Below are 17,948 nucleotides of genomic sequence, written 5' to 3'. Positions count from 1 at the left end.
TTTTCGATTTCCACGACTGGACTCTCGACGGACCGAGCCTCTAACGTCCGCGCATGAAGCCCAAGATCCTGACGACACTGACCACCTATTCATGGTCTCTCCTGCTGCGAGACACGCTCGCGGGGATCACTGTCGCTATGGTCGCCCTCCCCCTGTCCCTCGCCATCGCCATTGCCTCCGGTGCAGGCCCGGAAAAAGGGCTGGTCACGGCCATCGTCGCCGGCTTCCTGATTTCCCTCCTCGGCGGGAGCCGGGTGCAGATCGGCGGCCCCACAGGGGCGTTCATCGTCGTCGTCTTTGGCGTCATCATGGAACACGGCTATGACGGCCTTGTCCTTGCCACGCTCATGGCCGGGCTGATCCTGCTCGTCGCCGCCTATTTCCGCGCCGGGAACCTGATCCGCCTGATCCCCGAGCCGGTCATCAACGGTTTTACCATCGGCATCGCCGTCATCATCGCCACCAGCCAGATCAAAGACCTCGGGGGCTTGCAACTCGCCCATGTCCCCGCCGAATTCCTTGAGAAAACAACCGCGCTCTGGGCCGCTCGCGACACGCTCTCCCCCGCGGCAACCGCGATCGGGCTGGCCAGCATGGTTTTGATCGTTGTTTTTCGCCGCCTCGCCCCGCGCCTTCCCGGCCTCATCGTCGCCGTCGCATTGACCTCTGCCATCGTCGCCGTCGCGGGCCTTCCCGTGGAGACGATCCACTCCCGCTTCGGTGCCCTGCCCAATACCTTACCGGTCCCACAAGTGCCCGACATCTCCTTTGCCCGCATTGTGGAACTCCTGCCCTCGGCGCTCATCATCGCCTTCCTCGCCGGGGTGGAATCGCTGCTCTCGGCCATGGTCGCCGACCGCATGATCGCGGGCCAGCACCGCCCCAACGCCGAGCTCCTGGCACAAGGCGCGGCCAATATCGGCTCGTCGCTCTTTGGCGGCCTGCCCGCCACCGGCGCCATCGCCCGCACCGCGACCAATATCCGCGCGGGCGGCAAAACGCCGGTCTCTGGCCTGATCCATGCCGTGACAATCCTCCTTGTGATGCGGCTCGCCGCGCCATTGGTCGGCTACCTCGCCATGCCCGCCCTCGCTGGCCTTCTCCTGCTGACCGCCTGGAACATGAGCGAGCCGCATAAATGGCGTGGCTACCTCTCGGAACCACGCGCGCATCAACTCCTCCTGCTTCTGACCCTCGTCCTGACCGTTCTCGCCGACCTCACCGTCGCCATCGGCGTTGGCGTGGCCCTCGGCCTTGCCTTGCGCATGCAGACCCGCCATGTCCCCGCCTCCGACTGGTCCGACCCGGAACGCTAACCCCATACGCCCCCCCGCCCTTCTTCTCTGTCCAAATACTCCCGCCGGAGGCGTCCGACGCTTCAACCGCCGCCGCCCTTGGTGTATGAGCGCCTCAACGAAGCATCTGGACCCGCACCATGATCGAGATCGAAACCGTCCGCCTCGCCTATGGCGATCGCACCGTGCTGCACGATATCTCGCTGTCTCTGGCCGAACGCCGCATCGGCATCATCGGCGCCAACGGCTCGGGAAAATCCTCCTTCGCGCGGCTCCTGAATGGCCTCGTCCTGCCGAGTTCCGGCAGCGTCCGTATCGACGGTCTCGACACGCGCGCCAAGGGCAAAGAGGTGCGCCGCAAGGTCGGCTTCGTGTTTCAAAACCCTGACAACCAGATCGTTTTTCCAACCGTCGCCGAAGACCTCGCCTTCGGAATGAAGAACCTGCGGCTGCCCAAGGACGAGATCGCCCGCAAGACCGACGCCATCCTCGCGCGCTACGACCTGAGCGACCTGCGCGACCACCCCGCCCATCTCCTCTCTGGCGGCCAGAAACAGCTTCTGGCGATCTCTGGCGTCCTCGTCATGGACCCGGCCTATCTCGTGCTGGACGAACCCACGACGCTGCTTGACCTGCGCAACACCCGCCGCATCGCCGCGGCGCTCGAGGCACTTGCACAAACGGTGATCCTCGCCACCCATGATCTCGACCTGCTCGAAGGCTTTGACCGCGTGCTTGTCTTTGACGAGGGGCGCATCGTCGCCGACGACACCCCCGCCGCCGCTCTGCCGTTCTATGTGGAGCGCATGGCCTGATGCTCGACCTCTACCGCCCCGGCACATCCCCCCTACACCGTCTCTCTCCGGGGCCAAAGATCCTCGTGATGATGGCGGCAGGAACGGCGCTTTTCTTGGTCGAGAGCCTGCCTCTCGTCCTAGGCGCATTGCTACTGACCCTCGCGCTCTATCGTCTCGCCGGGCTGACGCTGGGCGACGCGCTGGCGCAACTGCGCCCGCTGGCGCTCATCTTCGTCATCTTCCTCGCGCTGCAATACTGGCTCTCCGGCCCGGTGCTCGCGGCCTTCGTCGTGCTGCGCCTCGCGGCCCTGATCCTCTTGGCAAGCCTCGTGACGCTGACCACCCGCGCCTCAGACATGATCGACACGATCACCCGCGCGCTTGCGCTCTTGCGCCCGCTCGGCGTCAACCCGGCCAAGGTCGGGCTCGCGATCTCTCTTGCCCTGCGTTTCATCCCCGTGCTCGGCCAAATTACGACCGACGTGCGCGAGGCACAAAAGACCCGTGGACTCGAACGCTCGGTGATCGCCACGGCCCTGCCGGTCGCCATCCGCACCCTGAAAATGGCCGACGATATCGCCGACGCGATCGAAGCGCGCGGCTACGATCCCCGCGCCTGATCTCCAACGCAGGCTTGCGATCTTGTCGCCCGCCACGTATCCCTGCCTGAAAAATACGCACAGGACACACCCATGGACACTCGCAGCATCGTCTACATCGCCCTCTTCGCGGCTCTGACCGCCGCCCTCGGCCTTGTTCCGCCCATTAGTTTCGCAGGCCTCGCGCTGCCTCCGATCACCGCCCAAAGCCTCGGCGTCATGCTCGCAGGCGCGATCGCCGGTGCGCGCCGCGGTGGCCTCGCGATGCTTCTCTTTGTGGCCCTCGTCGCCATTGGCCTGCCGCTTCTCTCCGGCGGGCGCGGCGGCTTTGGCATCTTCGCCGGGGCGTCCGGCGGCTTCGTTGTGGCTTGGCCGATCTGTGCCGCCGTCATCGGCTGGCTCGTTGGACGCGCCGAGACCTCCCCGCTGCGCCTCGCCGTGGCCATTGCCATCGGCGGCATCCTCGTCATGTATGCCATCGGTATCCCGTGGATGGCCGTGGTCGCGAAGCTGCCGCTGTCCAAGGCGGTGATGATCATGCTGGCCTACGTACCCGGCGACCTCGTGAAGGTGGCGATCGCCGTGATCGTGACGCGTGGTATCCGCCGCGCCTATCCCGCGCTCTGAGGTCGGCGTGCCTCTCGGCACCGCCCTTGAAACCCACGCCCGCCAGCGCCCTGACGCGCTGGCGGCCTGCATTGGCGACACGGCGCTCTCCTATGCCGCCCTGCGTGATCAAACCGCCCGGCTTGATGCAGCCCTGCGTGCCCTGCCCGCCCGCGAACACCCCGGCCTGACACTCTCAGCCCCGGCCCGTCTTTTCGCGCTAACCACAGGCAACCACGCCGCCGCGCTTCCCCTCTTGGCGACAGCCTTCTCGACACCCCACGCAGTGCAGCTCCTCGATCCCCAATGGCCCGAGGCGCTCTTGATTGCGGCGCTCGAAGCGCAGCGCCCCGACGCGCTCTTCTGCCTTACCGATCAAACCGCCCTGCGCGCCGCCGCTGCGCGCCTCTGGATCCCCGCCTATCCCGTCGAGACTGCCCTCCCGGACCTTCTCGCGACCGCTCCCGCCGCGCCCCTGCCGCGCGCGCCGGACGAAACCTTCCTCATCGGCTACACCTCCGGCACAACCTCCCACCCCAAGGCCTTCGCCCGCTCCCGCCATTCTTGGCGCGCCTCCCTCGATGCAAGCCGCACCGCCTTTGGCCTCACCGACCAAAGCCACACGCTCGCCCCCGGCCCTCTGGCCCACGGGGTGACGCTCTATGCTCTGGCCGAAACCCTCGACAATGGCGCAACCTTCCACGCGCTGCCCCGCTTCGACGCTCCCACCGCAAGCGCCCTTCTCAAGGCCGAAGCACCCCGCCTCGTCGCCGTGCCTGCCCTCTTGCAAGCCCTCACCCGCCACGCCCCCTTGCCGACCGTAACCAACATCACCACCGCCGGGGCCAAGCTCGACCCTGCCCTCCTTGCAGCCGCACGCGCAACCTTCCCCACCGCCACGCTCTATGAATATTACGGTGCCTCGGAACTCGGCTTCCTGAGCCTCTCGCGCCACGACGCCCACGGCTCCTCCGCCCCGCCCGACACCGTGGGTCATCCCTTTCCCCATGTGGCCCTGTCGATCCGAACCGAGGGCCGCGCCCTGCCGCAAGGCGCAACCGGCACCATCTTTGCCCGTGGCGACCTCGCCATCGACGGCTACCTCACACCCAATACCCGCTCCGGCTTCCGCCGCGAGGGGGACTGGGCCACGGTCGGCGACCTTGGCCGCATCAACCCCGATGGCTCGCTCTCCCTCATGGGACGCGAAGGCGGCATGATCGTCACCGCCGGCCTCAACGTCTATCCACAAGAGGTCGAAACCGCGCTCTCCGCCTGCCCCGGTGTGACCGGCGCCGTGGTCCTCGGTCTGCCCCATCCGACCCGTGGCCAAGACCTCGTTGCGCTCCTCACCGGCGACACCACCCTTGCGGCCTTACGCGCCCATCTCGCCCCGCGCCTGCCGCGCTATAAAATCCCGCGCCGTGTGGCTATGCTGGAAGACTACCCCCTGACCAGCAGCGGCAAACCCGACCGCCGCACCCTGATGGACTGGATCGAGAAAGAGGATGCGCGCCTTGTCCCCCTTACCGCCTGAGCGCTGCCCCGTCATCGTCGCTGCCCGGCGAAGCCCCATCGGCCGCGCCGGGGGCATGTTCCGCGCCCTCGACATCGAAGACCTCGCCGCCGCGCCCCTCACCGCCGCGCTCGCCGACACACCCTTCGCACCCGCCGAGATCGACGACGTGATCCTCGGCAATGCCGCTGGCCCCGGCGGCAATGTCGCGCGCCTTTCGGCCCTGACCGCCTGGGGCAATGTCTCCGTGCCGGGCCTCACCGTAGACCGTCAATGCGGCGCAGGGTTTGAGGCCGTGATCCTTGCCTGCCGCCTTGTGCAATCCGGCGCTGGCGACCTCTACCTCGCAGGTGGCGTCGAAAGCCAAAGCCGCAAACCCTTGCGCGCCCTGCCCGCCCGCGATGGCGGCGCGCCGCTGCCCTACGACCGCGCGCGTTTCTCCCCCGAGTCCATTGGCGACCCCGAAATGGGCGCCGCCGCCGATGCCGTCGCCGCCCGTTTCTCCGTCTCGCGCGACCGACAAGACGCCTTCGCCCTGCGCTCCCACGCCCGCGCACTGGCAGCACAAGCCGAGGGCGCCTTCGACACCGAAATCGCCCCCCTCGCGGGCCACGCCCTCGACGAATGCCCCCGCCCCGACCTCACACCCGACCGCCTCGCCCGCCTGCGCCCGGCCTTTACCCCGGACGGCACGGTCACCGTCGCCAATGCCTGCCCCCTCAACGATGGCGCAGCGGCTCTCGTCGTGACCTCCCGCGCCCGTGCCCGCGCCGCCGGGCTGCCCTATGCGCTGGGTTTCGAGGACGCCGCCGCCGCCGGGGTCGATCCGAACCTCCTCGGCATCGGCCCTGTCGCTTCGACGCAAAAACTCCTCTCCCGCCGCCCCGACCTGTCGCTCGACCGGCTGACCCATCTGGAATTCAACGAAGCCTTTGCCGCGCAGGCGCTGGCGTGTCTCGACGCACTCCACCTCCCCGAGACGTTTCCCAACCCGCACGGCGGCGCCATCGCCCTCGGCCATCCCTTCGGCGCCTCCGGAGCAATCCTCGTGACCCGCCTCTTCGCGCAACTGCGCCCCGTCTCGCAAACTGCCCCCGAGGGCGCGCTCGCCATGGCCATGATCGGCATCGGCGGTGGCCAAGGGCTGACCGCTGCCTTCCGCCCTCTCACCCCCTGATCCTCTTCCTCTTGCCGAAAATATCCCGGGGTGAATTGCCTGCCTTGGCAGGCAAGAGGGGCTGGCCCCTCCCGTTTTCTTTCCAAGAAACGCCCCCCCAAATGAAAAACGGGGCCGCTCAAGGCGACCCCGCTCCAACAAAACCAAGAAACGGCCTTACACGTCGTCTTCGTCGATCTGGCGCACCGCCCCGAGTGAGGCGTTCGACACATGCGCCGCATAGACCTTGAGCGCCTTGGACACGGCCCGCGGCCGCCCTTCCGCCTTCCAGAACTTGCGATCCGCCTGCGGGTGGTTCGCACGGCGACGTTCAAGCTCCTCGTCGCTGACATCAAGATGGATCGTGCGGTTCGGCACCGAGATCTTGATCTTGTCGCCATCTTCCACAAGCCCGATCACCCCTTTCTCCGCCGCTTCCGGCGAGGCGTGACCGATCGAAAGCCCCGCGGTGCCGCCCGAGAACCGGCCATCGGTGAGCAAGGCACAGGTCGTGTCGAGCTTCTTCGACTTGAGGTAGGCGGTCGGATAGAGCATCTCCTGCATCCCCGGCCCGCCCTTCGGCCCCTCGTAGCGGATCACCACGACGGAATAGGGCTGAACCTCGTTCTGGAGGATGCCATGCATCGCGTCTTCCATGGATTCAAAGACCTTTGCGGTGCCTTCGAATTCATACATCTCCTTGATGACGCCCGCCGTCTTCAGGATACAGCCCTGCTCGGCGATATTGCCGAAAAGCACGCACAAACCGCCCTCCTCGGAATAGGCATTGCCGAAATCACGCACGCAGCCGTCCTCGATATCAAGGTCAAGCTCGGTATACATGCGCGACTGGCTGAAGGCTTCCGTGGTGCGCACACCGCCCGGCGCGGCGATGAACAGGTCGCGCGCCTCGTTGCCCGCGGTTTCGCGGCGGATATCCCACTTGTCGATGAACTCGCCCATGGTCTTTTCATGTACCGTGGCGCAATCGCGGTGGATTTTGCCCTCGCGATCCAACTCGCCCATGATCCGTGCGATCCCGCCCGCGCGGTGCACGTCTTCCATGTGATAGAGCGGTGTCGACGGCGCCACCTTGCACAGATGCGGGATCTGACGGCTCATCCGGTCCATATCGGCCATGGTGAAATCGACCTCGCCCTCATGCGCGATGGCAAGGAGGTGCAGCACCGTGTTGGTCGACCCGCCCATCGCAATGTCGAGCGCCATGGCGTTCTCGAAGGCGTCAAAGGTCGCAATCCCGCGCGGCAGGGCGGTTTCGTCGCCGTCTTTGTACCAGCGCTCGCAAAGCTCCACGATCTTGCGCCCGGCTTCCTCGAAAAGCCCCCGGCGCTTGGAATGTGTCGCCAGAAGCGAGCCGTTCCCCGGCAGCGCGAGGCCAAGCGCCTCGGCAAGACAGTTCATCGAGTTCGCCGTGAACATGCCCGAGCACGAACCACAGGTCGGACAGGCCGAGCGTTCGAGCTTGTTGACCTCGTCCTCGCTGCGATCCTCATCGGTCGCGCCGACAATGGCGGTCACGAGGTCGGCCTTATGCTCGCCATCCTTGAGAAGCACCTTGCCCGCTTCCATCGGCCCGCCCGAAACGAAGATCGCCGGGATGTTGAGCCGCATCGCCGCCATGAGCATCCCCGGCGTGATCTTGTCACAGTTCGAGATACACACGAGCGCATCGGCGCAATGGGCATTGGCCATATATTCGACGCTGTCGGCAATGACTTCGCGCGACGGCAGCGAATAAAGCATCCCGTCATGGCCCATGGCGATCCCATCATCGACGGCGATCGTGTTCATTTCCTTGGCGACACCGCCCGCTTTCTCGATCTCTTCCGCGACCAGAGACCCCATGTTCTTGAGGTGCACGTGGCCGGGCACGAACTCGGTGAACGAGTTGACGACGCAGACAATCGGCTTGCCGAAATCTTCGGTCTGCATGCCTGTCGCGCGCCAAAGCGCACGGGCTGCGGCCATACGGCGGCCAAAGGTGGATGTCTTGGAACGAAGATCAGGCATCGGGCTCTCCTCGGATATCGCGCATCCCCTCGCGGGGCTGAAAAGAGGACGTGCCACCGAGAACAACAATTTGCAAGGGAGTTTGGCAACATTGTTACCCTCCCGCACCGCTTTCGCGCCAATATTGTCCGCCCCCCACGGCGCGGAATCATCCGGCAGCTCGCAACGCGCCCGGCGCAAGACGCGCAGAAATCAGGCAGGCTGCGCACCGCACCGCGCCTCAAACCGCCTATTCCGAAGGCAATCCCCCCTCAAGACTGCCCGCAAAAAGGGCAACCACGGTCCTCCGCCCGGTTTTTCACCGCATATGTTTGCCGGATTGCCGCAACGCAGAAACTGTAAGGGCGCCCAGAGGGAACGCTCGCCAGACCCTTGGGGAGTGTGACGGCCAGACGACTTGGACCTCGAACAGGCCGCCACACGTTACGCAACACATGTTGCAGGGCACGAGCTAGGCTTTCTTGCGCATTGCGGCAAGGGGAGCGCGGCAAAAAGCCCTGCTGGGAGACACTTATGAACTTTCTTAAGAACACGCTCGCCGGCTCGCTGGTCATGGCCGGCCTCGCCTCCTCGGCGCTCGCAGCGGACGACACGATCAAGGTCGGCGTCCTGCACTCGCTCTCGGGCACCATGGCCATCTCCGAAACGACGCTGAAAGACACCATGCTGATGCTCATCGAAGAGCAGAACGCCAAGGGCGGTGTGCTCGGCAAACAGCTCGAAGCCGTGGTCGTCGATCCCGCCTCCGACTGGCCCCTCTTCGCCGAGAAAGCGCGCGAGTTGCTGACCGTCGAGGACGTGGACGTGATGTTCGGCTGCTGGACGTCCGTGTCGCGCAAATCGGTGCTGCCGGTGATCGAGGAGTTGAACGGTCTCCTCTTCTACCCGGTGCAATATGAGGGCGAAGAAAGCTCCAAGAACGTCTTCTACACCGGCGCCGCGCCCAACCAACAGGCGATCCCCGCCACCGACTATTTCCTCGAGGAACTCGGCGTCGAGAAATTCGCCCTCCTCGGCACCGACTATGTTTATCCCCGCACCACCAACAACATCCTTGAAAGCTATCTCAAGGGCAAAGGCATCGCCGAGGAAGACATCTTCGTCAACTATACCCCGTTTGGCCATTCCGACTGGTCCAAGATCGTCGCGGACGTTGTGGCGCTTGGCGCGGACGGCAAAAAGGTCGGCGTGATCTCGACAATCAACGGCGACGCCAACATCGGCTTCTATAAAGAACTCGCCGCCGCCGGCGTCTCCGCCGACGACATTCCCGTCGTCGCCTTCTCGGTCGGCGAAGAGGAACTCTCCGGTCTCGACACCACCAACCTCGTCGGCCACCTCGCCGCTTGGAACTATTTCCAGTCGGCAGAGAGCGACCTCAACGAGGAATTCATCGCCGCATGGAAAGCCAAAATGGGCGAAGAGCGCGTGACCAACGACCCGATGGAAGCGCACGTGATCGGCTTCAACATGTATATCAAAGCGCTTGAAGCGGCTGGCACGACCGACGTCGACGCCGTGCGCGAAGCGATGTATGGCCTCGAGGTTCCGAATCTGACCGGCGGCACCGCCGTGATGCTGCCGAACCATCACCTCGCCAAGCCGGTTCTCATCGGCGAGATTCAGGAAGATGGCCAGTTCGACATCATCTCCCAGACCGCCGAAGTTCCGGGCGACGCCTGGACCGACTTCCTGCCGGAATCTGCGGTTCTCAAGTCGGATTGGAAAGACCTCGGCTGCGGTATGTACAACACCGACACCAACTCCTGCGTGCAGATTCAGTCGAACTACTGATCTGATCGACCTCTCGGAAAGGGGGCTCCGGCCCCCTTTCTTTTCCTGACGCCCCTTTCTCCCAACAGGTAGGACTCATGCGGGTTTTCCTTCTGGCGCTTGCCGCCATCCTGTCCCTTGCGCCTTCGCTTCAGGCCCAGAGCGGCCCCGGCAATACCCCGGTGCAAGACCTCCTTCAGGTGCATCGCGCCCTGATCGAAAAAGGCTCGCGCAAATCCATCGCCCCGGCCATCGACGCCATTGCGACAAGTGGCCTACCCGCCGCCCAAACCGTGCTTCAAACCTGGCAGTCCAAGGACATGTGGCAGCGCGAAGAAGACGGGCATTTCTTCCGCGCCGAGGAAATCGCCAAGAAAACCTACCGCCTCTATGACTTTGATAGCGGCGATGCCGTCGGCGACTATGACAAGGACGCCCTCGACCAGCTCAAACCCAATAGCGGCGTGCGCGCCATGATCGGCACCGCGCTTGTCGTGTTCCAACTCTCCGACCCCGATCCGGCTCGCCGCCGCGATGCGCTCGACGCGCTGCAGCGCGACGCCGAGGCCAGCCACCTCGCCCCCCTGCGCGCCTCCCTCGAAGGTGAGGCCGACCCAGAAATCAAGGCCCGCAAGGAACAGCTCGCCACGCTCCTGACCCTGCGCTTCGGCGCCGATGACACAGCCCGCATCGCCGCCATCGAAAGCATCGCAACCGATATCTCCCTCGACGCCCGCGCCGCGCTGAACATGCTCCTGACCACCAGTCGCGAAATCGCCCAAGGCCCGGTGCCCCAAGGCGTGAATGTCGCCGCCATCCTGACGCCCGGCGAAGACATGCCCGAGGCCGAGGCCTATGCCATGCTCGCCGACAAGGGCCTCGCCCCGCCGCGCCTCTCGCCCGATGATATCCGCTCCACGCTCGCCGCCCATATCGACGGCGGCAAGGTCGGGGGCGTCCCTCTCGCCGCGCTCAATACGGACGCCGCCCGCGCCACGGCCTACGCCGCTCTTGTCGAGGCGGGCCTCGCCCCGGCCCAACCGACCGAAGCCGCAATCAAAGAGGCCCTCGCCGCCCATACGATCTACGACGCCTATGCCGAGCCCTCCACCGCCGTGACCGCCGCCGCCGAGGACGCGCTCGCCGCGATCAAGACCCGCGTCGGCCTGAACCAGATGCTCGATCTGGCACTCGACGGCATCTCGCTCGCCTCGATCTTCTTCCTCGCGGCCATCGGCCTCGCCATCACTTTCGGCGTCATGGGCGTCATCAACATGGCGCATGGCGAGTTCATCATGATGGGCGCCTATACCGGCTATGTGGTGCAACAGTTGATCCCCAACTACACCGTCTCAATCCTCGTGGCCCTGCCCCTCGCCTTCGCCGTGACCTTCGCCGCGGGCGTCGCGATGGAACGCCTCGTGATCCGCTGGCTCTACAACCGCCCGTTGGAAACCCTTCTGGCGACCTTTGGCATCTCTATCGCGCTCCAGCAGATCGCCAAGAACATCTTCGGCACCCAGGCCCGCCCCCTGACCTCTCCGGGCTGGCTCGATGGCGCGTGGGTGATGAACGATGTGGTCTCGATCTCCTATATCCGCATCGCGATCTTCGTCCTCGCGCTGACTTTCCTCGCGCTATTCCTCTTCATCATGAAGCGCACACGCCTCGGCCTTGAAACCCGCGCCGTTACCCAAAACCCCCGCATGGCCGCCTCCATGGGGATTAATCCCGACCGCGTGAACATGCTGACCTTCGGCCTTGGCTCCGGCATCGCCGGAATCGCCGGCGTCGCCATCGGCCTCTTTGCCAAGGTCACCTCGGAACTTGGCTCCGACTATATCGTCCAATCCTTCATGACCGTGGTTGTCGGCGGTGTCGGCAATATCTGGGGCACGCTCGCAGGGGCGGCGATGATCGGTTTCCTGCAAAAGGGCATCGAATGGATGAACCCCTCAAACACCCTCGCGGCCCAAACCTACATGATCATCTTCATCATCATCTTCATTCAGTTCCGCCCCCGAGGCATCATCGCCCTCAAGGGCCGCGCCGCAGGAGACTGATCCAATGCCGCTCTGTTTCCCCGCCCTCTTCACCTGTCTCCCCCCGTCTTCATCAAAAGAAAACGGCCCGGGATGTTCAAAGAGTTCCGCCCCCGCCACGGAGGCCACCGCATGACCCGGCAACCCTTCATCGCGCGAAACCCCTCGCTGCTGATCTTCCTCGCCTGCCTTGCTCTGTTTACCCTTCTCGTGACGGTGTTTTCCGAAGCCATGGGCACCGGCCTCATCTCGACAAGCTTCGTCAAAACGCTGGGCAAGACGCTCTGCCTCTGCCTCGTCGCCATCGCAATGGACCTCGTCTGGGGCTATGCGGGTATCCTCTCGCTTGGCCATTTCGCCTTCTTCGGGCTCGGCGGCTACATGATCGGCATGTGGCTCATGTATGCCCGCACCCGCGACATCGTCGTGACCTCCATGACCAATGCCGAGATCCCGCCAACCGACGCCGAGGTCATCTCCGGCATTGGCAACCAGATCTTCGGCGTCGTCGGAAGCTCCGACTTCCCCCTGATCTGGGCCTTCTCCCATAGCCTGACGCTGCAACTGATCCTCGTGGTCGCCGTGCCGGGCCTGCTGGCACTGGTCTTCGGCTGGCTGGCCTTCCGCTCGCGCGTCACGGGCGTTTACCTCTCGATCCTGACCCAGGCCATGACCCTCGCCCTCGCCCTCTACCTGTTCCAGAACGACAGCGGCTTGCGCGGCAATAACGGCCTTTCCGGCCTTCAAAACCTCCCCGGCGCCGACGCCATCCCGCAGGCCACGATCTCGCTCTGGTTCCTCTGGGCCTCGGCCATTGCCCTCGCGCTTGGCTATGGCTTTGCGACATGGGTCGTCTCGGGCAAGTTCGGCTCGGTCCTGCGCGGCATCCGTGATGACGAGGCGCGCGTGCGCTTCCTTGGCTACTCGGTCGAGGGCTACAAGCTCTTTATCTTTACCGTCACCGCCATCATCGCCGCCATCGCCGGCGCGCTCTATTACCCACAGGCGGGCATCATCAACCCCGCCGAAATCGCACCCATCGCCTCAATCTACCTCGCGGTCTGGGTCGCCATCGGCGGGCGTGGCCGCCTCTACGGCGCGGTCATCGGCGCGGCCTTCGTGTCGCTCGTCTCCACATGGTTCACCGGCGGCCAGGTGCCCTCGATCCCGCTCGGCTTCTACACGGTCGACTGGGTCGACTGGTGGCTCGTTCTCCTTGGCCTCTCCTTCGTCCTCGTGACGCTTTTCGCGCCCAAGGGCATCGGCGGCCTCTTCGACCTCATCACCGACCGCCACAGCCCGATGCGCCACGGCCAAGACCTCGGCCCTGACCAAGGCGCGCTTCAGGAAAAGGAGGCCGACGTATGAAAACCCTTCTCGAAGTCTCCGGCGTCTCGGTCTCTTTCGACGGCTTCAAGGCGATCAACAACCTCTCCTTCCAGATCGGCAAGGCCGAGATGCGCGCCATCATCGGCCCCAACGGCGCGGGCAAGACAACCTTCATGGACATCATCACCGGCAAAACCCGCGCCAACGAAGGCCGTGTGCTCTGGGGCGACAAATCCGTCTCGCTCCTGAAGATGAGCGAAGCCCAGATCGCTCGCGCCGGGATCGGCCGCAAATTCCAGCGCCCAACCGTCTTCGAGGATCAGACCGTCTTTGCCAACCTCCTCCTCGCGCTCAAGAAAGACCGTGGCCCTTTCGCCGTCCTGTTCTACCGCCAGAACGCTGCGGATACCGAGAAGGTCGCGGCGCTCGCCGCCGAGATCGGCCTGACGGATCACTTATCGCGCAAATCGGGCGAACTCTCCCACGGTCAGAAACAATGGCTCGAGATCGGCATGTTGCTGGCGCAAGACCCGCAACTTCTCCTTGTCGATGAACCCGCCGCTGGCATGACGCCTGAGGAACGCGAACACACAACCGCGATCCTTGTGGAGGCCGCCAAGACCCGCGCCGTGGTCGTCGTCGAACATGACATGGAATTCGTGCGCCGCCTCAACTGCAAGGTCACCGTCTTGCACGAAGGTTCGGTTCTCGCCGAAGGCGGCCTCGACCACGTGACAAGCAATCAGGACGTCATCGACGTCTATCTGGGACGCTAAGCGATGCTCAAACTCGACAATCTCACGCTCCACTACGGCAGCTCGCAAATCCTCAACGACATCTCGATGCAAGCCGACCTTGGCAAGATCACCTGCGTCATGGGCACCAATGGCGTCGGTAAGACCTCGCTCCTCAAGGCGATCTCCGGCACCCATATCCGAAGCGGCGGCGCCATGACCTTCAACGACGAGGACATCGGCAAACTCCCCGCCCACGCCATGGCCCGGCGCGGGGTCGGCTACGTGCCGCAGGGGCGCGATATCTTCCCGCTGCTGACGGTGCGCGAGAACCTCGAGACGGGCTATGCCTGCTTGCCGCCTTCCGAACACGTCATCCCGGACGAGATTTTCGAGCTGTTCCCGATCCTCAAGGACTTCCTGCACCGGCGCGGCGGCGACCTTTCGGGCGGCCAACAACAGCAGCTCGCCATCGCGCGCGCGCTCATCACCAAGCCGAAACTGCTGCTTCTGGATGAGCCAACCGAGGGCATTCAGCCCAATATCATCAAGCAAATCGGCAAGGTCATCACCTACCTGCGCGACCGGGGTGACATGGCAATTATCCTCGTCGAGCAGTTCTTTGATTTCGCCTATGACCACGCCGACGATTTCGTCATCCTGCGCCGAGGCAGCGTGGTCAAATCCGGTCCCCGCGCCACGCTCAGCCGTGATGAACTTCTCGAAGCGGTCTCTGTCTGAGACGCCTCTCAATCCACATTCCGCCTACTTCTTGGGCGCGGCTGCCTAAGAAATGGCGCAACCGCCCGGTTTTCACGTCAAGGTGATGGGAAATGAGGCATCTCATTGCCGCCATACCGGGGCGGCGTAGCGTGGTGATATGACAGAATCAAAGCCCCATTTTGACGAGATGTTCGTCTCCGAGGGTGCCCCCCGCGCCCCTTATGAACTTTATCACGATTGGTTCTCCGGAGAGGACATCAAGCACCTGCGGCGCAAGTCCGCCGAAGCCGAAGCTTTCTTTCGCCGCATCGGCATTACCTTCAATGTCTACGGTCAGGAAGACGCCGACGAACGCCTGATCCCCTTTGACATTGTGCCCCGTGTGATCTCGGCCCGCGAATGGGCCCGGCTCGAACGCGGCATCGAACAGCGCGTGCGCGCGATCAACGCCTTCCTGCACGACATCTACCACCGTCAGGAAATCCTGCGCGCAGGCCGCGTCCCGAAAGAGCTGATCGCCGGGAATGAGGCTTTCCTCCCCGAGATGATCGGCGTCTCGCCCCCCGGCGGCGTCTATACTCATATCGTCGGCGTCGATCTCGTGCGCACCGGCCCGGACGAGTTTTTCGTGCTCGAGGACAACGCCCGCACACCCTCCGGCGTCTCCTATATGCTCGAGAACCGCGAGACGATGCTCCAGATGTTCCCCGAGCTGTTCACCAACATGAAGGTGCGGCCTGTCTCCGACTATCCCCGCGCCCTGCGCCGCTCGCTCGCCGCCAGCGCCCCGCCCTGTGTGACCGGCAAACCCGAGGTCGCCGTGCTCACCCCCGGTATCCACAACTCTGCCTATTTCGAACATGCCTTCCTCGCCGACCAAATGGGCGCCGAACTTGTCGAAAGCACCGATCTGCGGATCACCGATGGCCGTGTCTCGATGCGCACGACGCAAGGCTACAAACCTGTTGACGTGCTCTATCGCCGGGTCGATGACGCCTATCTCGACCCGCTGACCTTTAACCCCGAAAGCCTGCTTGGCGTGCCGGGGATCATGGATGTCTATCGCGCGGGCAATATCACCATCGCCAATGCGCCCGGCACCGGGATCGCCGACGACAAGGCGCTCTATTCCTACATGCCCGATATCGTCGAGTTCTACACCGGCGAGCGAGCCATTCTTCAGAACGTGCCGACATGGCGCTGCTCAGAGCCGGACGCGCTCAAATACGTGCTCGACAACCTTGCCGATCTGGTCGTGAAAGAGGTGCATGGCTCGGGCGGCTACGGCATGCTCGTCGGCCCCGCCGCCTCCAAACGCGAGCTGGCCACCTTCGAGAAGAAACTCCGCGCCCGCCCCGCGAACTATATCGCCCAACCGACGCTGGCGCTGTCGACCGTGCCGATCCTGACCCAGAAGGGCCTCGCGCCGCGCCATGTCGACCTGCGCCCCTTCGTGCTCGTCTCGCCCAACGAGATCAACATCACACCCGGCGGCCTGACCCGCGTGGCGCTCAAGAAGGGCTCTCTCGTGGTGAACTCGTCACAGGGCGGCGGCACCAAGGACACATGGGTATTGGGGGAGTAACCAGATGCTAGGAAGAACCGCAGGTGGCCTGTTCTGGATGTTCCGCTACCTTGAACGCGCCGAAAACACCGCACGCCTGATCGAAACCGGCTGGCGCATCGCCCTGACCCGTTCTGAACGGGCCGAAACCGAATGGGAAAGCGTGGTGACGACCGCCGGTCTGCGCGACGCCTTCCTCGCAAAGTACGACAGCTTTGATCCCCAATCCGTCGTCAACTTCCTCCTGCGCGACCGCGATACCCCGTCCTCTGTGCTCTGCACCCTAAGCGCTGCGCGCTCCAACGCCCGCATGGTGCGCACCGCGCTCTCCTCCGAGGTCTGGGAGGCCACCAATGAATGCTGGATGGCCATCAAAGACGCGCTCTCCCGCCCGGTGACTACGCGCACCCTGCCCGAGATCCTTGCCGCGATCCGCTACCGCACCGCCGTGGTACGCGGCGCCCTGCATGGCACCATGCTGCGCAACGACATTTTCGCCTTTGCCCGCCTCGGCACGTTTATCGAACGCGCCGACAACACGGCGCGCATCCTCGATGTGAAATACTACGTCCTCTTGCCCTCCGCCGCCTTCGTCGGAAGCTCGATGGACAACACGCAATGGGAAACCATCCTGCGCTCGGTCTCTGCCGACCGCGCCTTCCGCTGGCTGCATGCTGGCGAAAGCTCGCCTCTCGCCATTGCCGACTTCCTGATCCTCGATCAACGCATGCCGCGTTCTCTCGCCTTCTGCTGCGCCGAGATCGGCGACAACCTCGCCATGCTCGAACGCGAATACGGCGAAAGAAGCCCCTGCATGGACCTCGCCCAGACCCTCTGCCAAGGCTTCATGTCGCGCAACATCGACGAGATCTTCGAAGACGGCCTGCACGAATTCCTAAGCGATACCCTATCCGCTGCCGCCTGCCTCGCCGGACAGATCGAGCAGGATTTCAGGTTCAACGGATAACATCACATGCGCCTCCGGATATCTCACAAGACCACCTACAATTACGACACACCCGTCCACTACGCGCTTCAACAGTTGCGCCTGCGCCCCCGAACCGGCCACGGCCAGACCGTCCACGACTGGACCACCGAGATTTCCGGCGCCACGCGCCAGTTGAGCTTTGAGGACCAATACACCAACCAGACCGACCTCCTCCTCGCGGATGATGGCACAACCCATATCGAGGTTCATTGCGAGGGCATCGTCGAGACCACGGATACCGCGGGCGTCATCGGACGGCACAAGGGTTTTGCCCCGCTCTGGCTCTTCGAGAACGAAACCGCGCGCACCAAACCCGGCCCCGAGCTGCGCCGCCTTGCCCGCGACGTCGCCAATGCCGACGACACGCTCGCCCAGATGCACGCCCTTTCGGCAACGATCTACGAACAGGTCACCTACGACATCGGCAAGACCGACAGCACGACACCCGCCGAAACCGCCCTCGCCGCCGGGCATGGTGTCTGTCAGGACCACGCCCATATCATGATCGCCGCCGCCCGCCTGCTCGGCCATCCCGCCCGCTACATTAGCGGCTATCTCCTGATGGAGGGCCTCGTGGAACAGGACGCCTCGCATGCCTGGTGCGAAGTCTGGACCGACTCGCTCGGTTGGGTCGGTTTCGATGTCTCCAACCGCATTTGCCCGGACGACCGCTATGTCCGCGTCGCCACGGGGCGCGACTATGGCGACGCCGCCCCGATCCTCGGAATTCGGCAAGGTATGGGACAGGAAGACCTCCATGTCGCCTTGCAAGTTCAGCAATAAAGCTGTTCTTAG

The 17,948-nt window shown here is 64.3% G+C and carries 15 protein-coding genes; 14 read left to right on the top strand and 1 reads right to left on the bottom strand.

Annotated features, from left to right (window positions below; genetic code table 11):
• The first annotated feature begins 53 nt into the window (after positions 1–53).
• From R1W01_RS01535 to R1W01_RS01510, 6 genes are all read left to right on the top strand, one after another.
• Positions 54–1,316 (top strand): SulP family inorganic anion transporter, encoded by a 1,263-nt coding sequence (locus R1W01_RS01535; RefSeq protein WP_297756409.1) that lies wholly within the window; start codon positions 54–56, stop codon positions 1,314–1,316.
• Positions 1,317–1,435: 119 nt separating this feature from the next.
• Positions 1,436–2,110 carry an energy-coupling factor ABC transporter ATP-binding protein gene (locus R1W01_RS01530; RefSeq protein ID WP_297756410.1) on the top strand — a complete coding sequence of 225 codons (675 nt, stop codon included), beginning with the start codon at positions 1,436–1,438 and terminating at the stop codon, positions 2,108–2,110.
• Positions 2,110–2,712: an energy-coupling factor transporter transmembrane component T family protein gene (locus R1W01_RS01525; RefSeq protein ID WP_297756411.1), complete on the top strand. Its 603-nt coding sequence runs from the start codon at positions 2,110–2,112 to the stop codon at positions 2,710–2,712. Before R1W01_RS01530 ends, R1W01_RS01525 begins: the two co-directional genes overlap by 1 nt.
• 72 nt (positions 2,713–2,784) lie before the next feature.
• On the top strand, positions 2,785–3,318 hold the full coding sequence (locus R1W01_RS01520) for a biotin transporter BioY (RefSeq protein WP_243611268.1): 534 nt from the start codon (positions 2,785–2,787) through the stop codon (positions 3,316–3,318).
• 7 nt (positions 3,319–3,325) lie between these two features.
• On the top strand, positions 3,326–4,834 hold the full coding sequence (locus R1W01_RS01515; protein ID WP_317275016.1) for an AMP-binding protein: 1,509 nt from the start codon (positions 3,326–3,328) through the stop codon (positions 4,832–4,834).
• The gene (locus R1W01_RS01510; RefSeq protein WP_297756413.1) at positions 4,815–5,990 is read left to right on the top strand and encodes a thiolase family protein; all 1,176 of its coding nucleotides are present in this window, start codon (positions 4,815–4,817) and stop codon (positions 5,988–5,990) included. Before R1W01_RS01515 ends, R1W01_RS01510 begins: the two co-directional genes overlap by 20 nt.
• A gap of 156 nt (positions 5,991–6,146) precedes the next feature.
• On the opposite strand, the gene ilvD is transcribed toward R1W01_RS01510, so the two are convergent.
• Positions 6,147–8,000 carry a dihydroxy-acid dehydratase gene (gene ilvD / locus R1W01_RS01505; RefSeq protein WP_297756414.1) on the bottom strand — a complete coding sequence of 618 codons (1,854 nt, stop codon included), beginning with the start codon at positions 7,998–8,000 and terminating at the stop codon, positions 6,147–6,149.
• A gap of 513 nt (positions 8,001–8,513) precedes the next feature.
• Between ilvD and urtA the strand changes: the two genes are divergently transcribed.
• The 8 genes from urtA to R1W01_RS01465 all read left to right on the top strand — a co-directional run bounded on the left by urtA (position 8,514) and on the right by R1W01_RS01465 (position 17,936).
• Positions 8,514–9,794, top strand: coding sequence for an urea ABC transporter substrate-binding protein (gene urtA / locus R1W01_RS01500; protein ID WP_297756415.1), 1,281 nt, complete (start codon positions 8,514–8,516; stop codon positions 9,792–9,794).
• Positions 9,795–9,871: 77 nt separating this feature from the next.
• Positions 9,872–11,836, top strand: coding sequence for an urea ABC transporter permease subunit UrtB (urtB, locus tag R1W01_RS01495; RefSeq protein WP_297756416.1), 1,965 nt, complete (start codon positions 9,872–9,874; stop codon positions 11,834–11,836).
• 111 nt (positions 11,837–11,947) lie between these two features.
• On the top strand, positions 11,948–13,183 hold the full coding sequence (gene urtC, locus R1W01_RS01490; RefSeq protein ID WP_297756417.1) for an urea ABC transporter permease subunit UrtC: 1,236 nt from the start codon (positions 11,948–11,950) through the stop codon (positions 13,181–13,183).
• The gene (urtD, locus tag R1W01_RS01485) at positions 13,180–13,920 is read left to right on the top strand and encodes an urea ABC transporter ATP-binding protein UrtD (protein ID WP_297756418.1); all 741 of its coding nucleotides are present in this window, start codon (positions 13,180–13,182) and stop codon (positions 13,918–13,920) included. The genes urtC and urtD overlap by 4 nt, the downstream gene beginning before the upstream one ends.
• A gap of 3 nt (positions 13,921–13,923) precedes the next feature.
• A complete protein-coding gene (urtE, locus tag R1W01_RS01480; protein ID WP_243611276.1) occupies positions 13,924–14,619 on the top strand; it encodes an urea ABC transporter ATP-binding subunit UrtE in 696 nt (231 codons plus the stop codon).
• Between the two features lie 139 nt (positions 14,620–14,758).
• A complete protein-coding gene (locus tag R1W01_RS01475) occupies positions 14,759–16,186 on the top strand; it encodes a circularly permuted type 2 ATP-grasp protein (protein ID WP_297756419.1) in 1,428 nt (475 codons plus the stop codon).
• Positions 16,187–16,190: 4 nt separating this feature from the next.
• Positions 16,191–17,132, top strand: a complete 942-nt coding sequence (locus tag R1W01_RS01470; RefSeq protein WP_243611278.1) for an alpha-E domain-containing protein — start codon at positions 16,191–16,193, stop codon at positions 17,130–17,132.
• A 6-nt stretch (positions 17,133–17,138) separates the two neighbouring features.
• Entirely contained in the window at positions 17,139–17,936 is a 798-nt protein-coding gene (locus R1W01_RS01465; protein ID WP_243611279.1) for a transglutaminase family protein, read from the top strand.
• Positions 17,937–17,948 lie beyond the last annotated feature (12 nt).

The sequence above is a fragment of the Shimia sp. FJ5 genome (genome assembly GCF_032918335.1).
Lineage (GTDB): Bacteria > Pseudomonadota > Alphaproteobacteria > Rhodobacterales > Rhodobacteraceae > Shimia > Shimia aestuarii_A.
The sequence above is the reverse complement of the archived record's forward strand: the minus strand, read 5'-3'. Positions and strand labels throughout refer to the sequence as shown.

What these genes read in the sequence shown, in the direction of transcription:
- urtD (WP_297756418.1), top strand. Translation starts at nt 13,180, where the DNA reads ATGAAAACCCTTCTCGAAGTCTCCGGCGTCTCGGTCTCTTTCGACGGC.
- urtE (WP_243611276.1), top strand. Translation starts at nt 13,924, where the DNA reads ATGCTCAAACTCGACAATCTCACGCTCCACTACGGCAGCTCGCAAATC.
- R1W01_RS01525 (WP_297756411.1), top strand. Translation starts at nt 2,110, where the DNA reads ATGCTCGACCTCTACCGCCCCGGCACATCCCCCCTACACCGTCTCTCT.
- R1W01_RS01530 (WP_297756410.1), top strand. Translation starts at nt 1,436, where the DNA reads ATGATCGAGATCGAAACCGTCCGCCTCGCCTATGGCGATCGCACCGTG.
- R1W01_RS01470 (WP_243611278.1), top strand. Translation starts at nt 16,191, where the DNA reads ATGCTAGGAAGAACCGCAGGTGGCCTGTTCTGGATGTTCCGCTACCTT.
- R1W01_RS01535 (WP_297756409.1), top strand. Translation starts at nt 54, where the DNA reads ATGAAGCCCAAGATCCTGACGACACTGACCACCTATTCATGGTCTCTC.
- urtB (WP_297756416.1), top strand. Translation starts at nt 9,872, where the DNA reads ATGCGGGTTTTCCTTCTGGCGCTTGCCGCCATCCTGTCCCTTGCGCCT.
- R1W01_RS01465 (WP_243611279.1), top strand. Translation starts at nt 17,139, where the DNA reads ATGCGCCTCCGGATATCTCACAAGACCACCTACAATTACGACACACCC.
- urtA (WP_297756415.1), top strand. Translation starts at nt 8,514, where the DNA reads ATGAACTTTCTTAAGAACACGCTCGCCGGCTCGCTGGTCATGGCCGGC.
- ilvD (WP_297756414.1), bottom strand. Translation starts at nt 8,000, where the DNA reads ATGCCTGATCTTCGTTCCAAGACATCCACCTTTGGCCGCCGTATGGCC.
- R1W01_RS01520 (WP_243611268.1), top strand. Translation starts at nt 2,785, where the DNA reads ATGGACACTCGCAGCATCGTCTACATCGCCCTCTTCGCGGCTCTGACC.
- urtC (WP_297756417.1), top strand. Translation starts at nt 11,948, where the DNA reads ATGACCCGGCAACCCTTCATCGCGCGAAACCCCTCGCTGCTGATCTTC.
- R1W01_RS01475 (WP_297756419.1), top strand. Translation starts at nt 14,759, where the DNA reads ATGACAGAATCAAAGCCCCATTTTGACGAGATGTTCGTCTCCGAGGGT.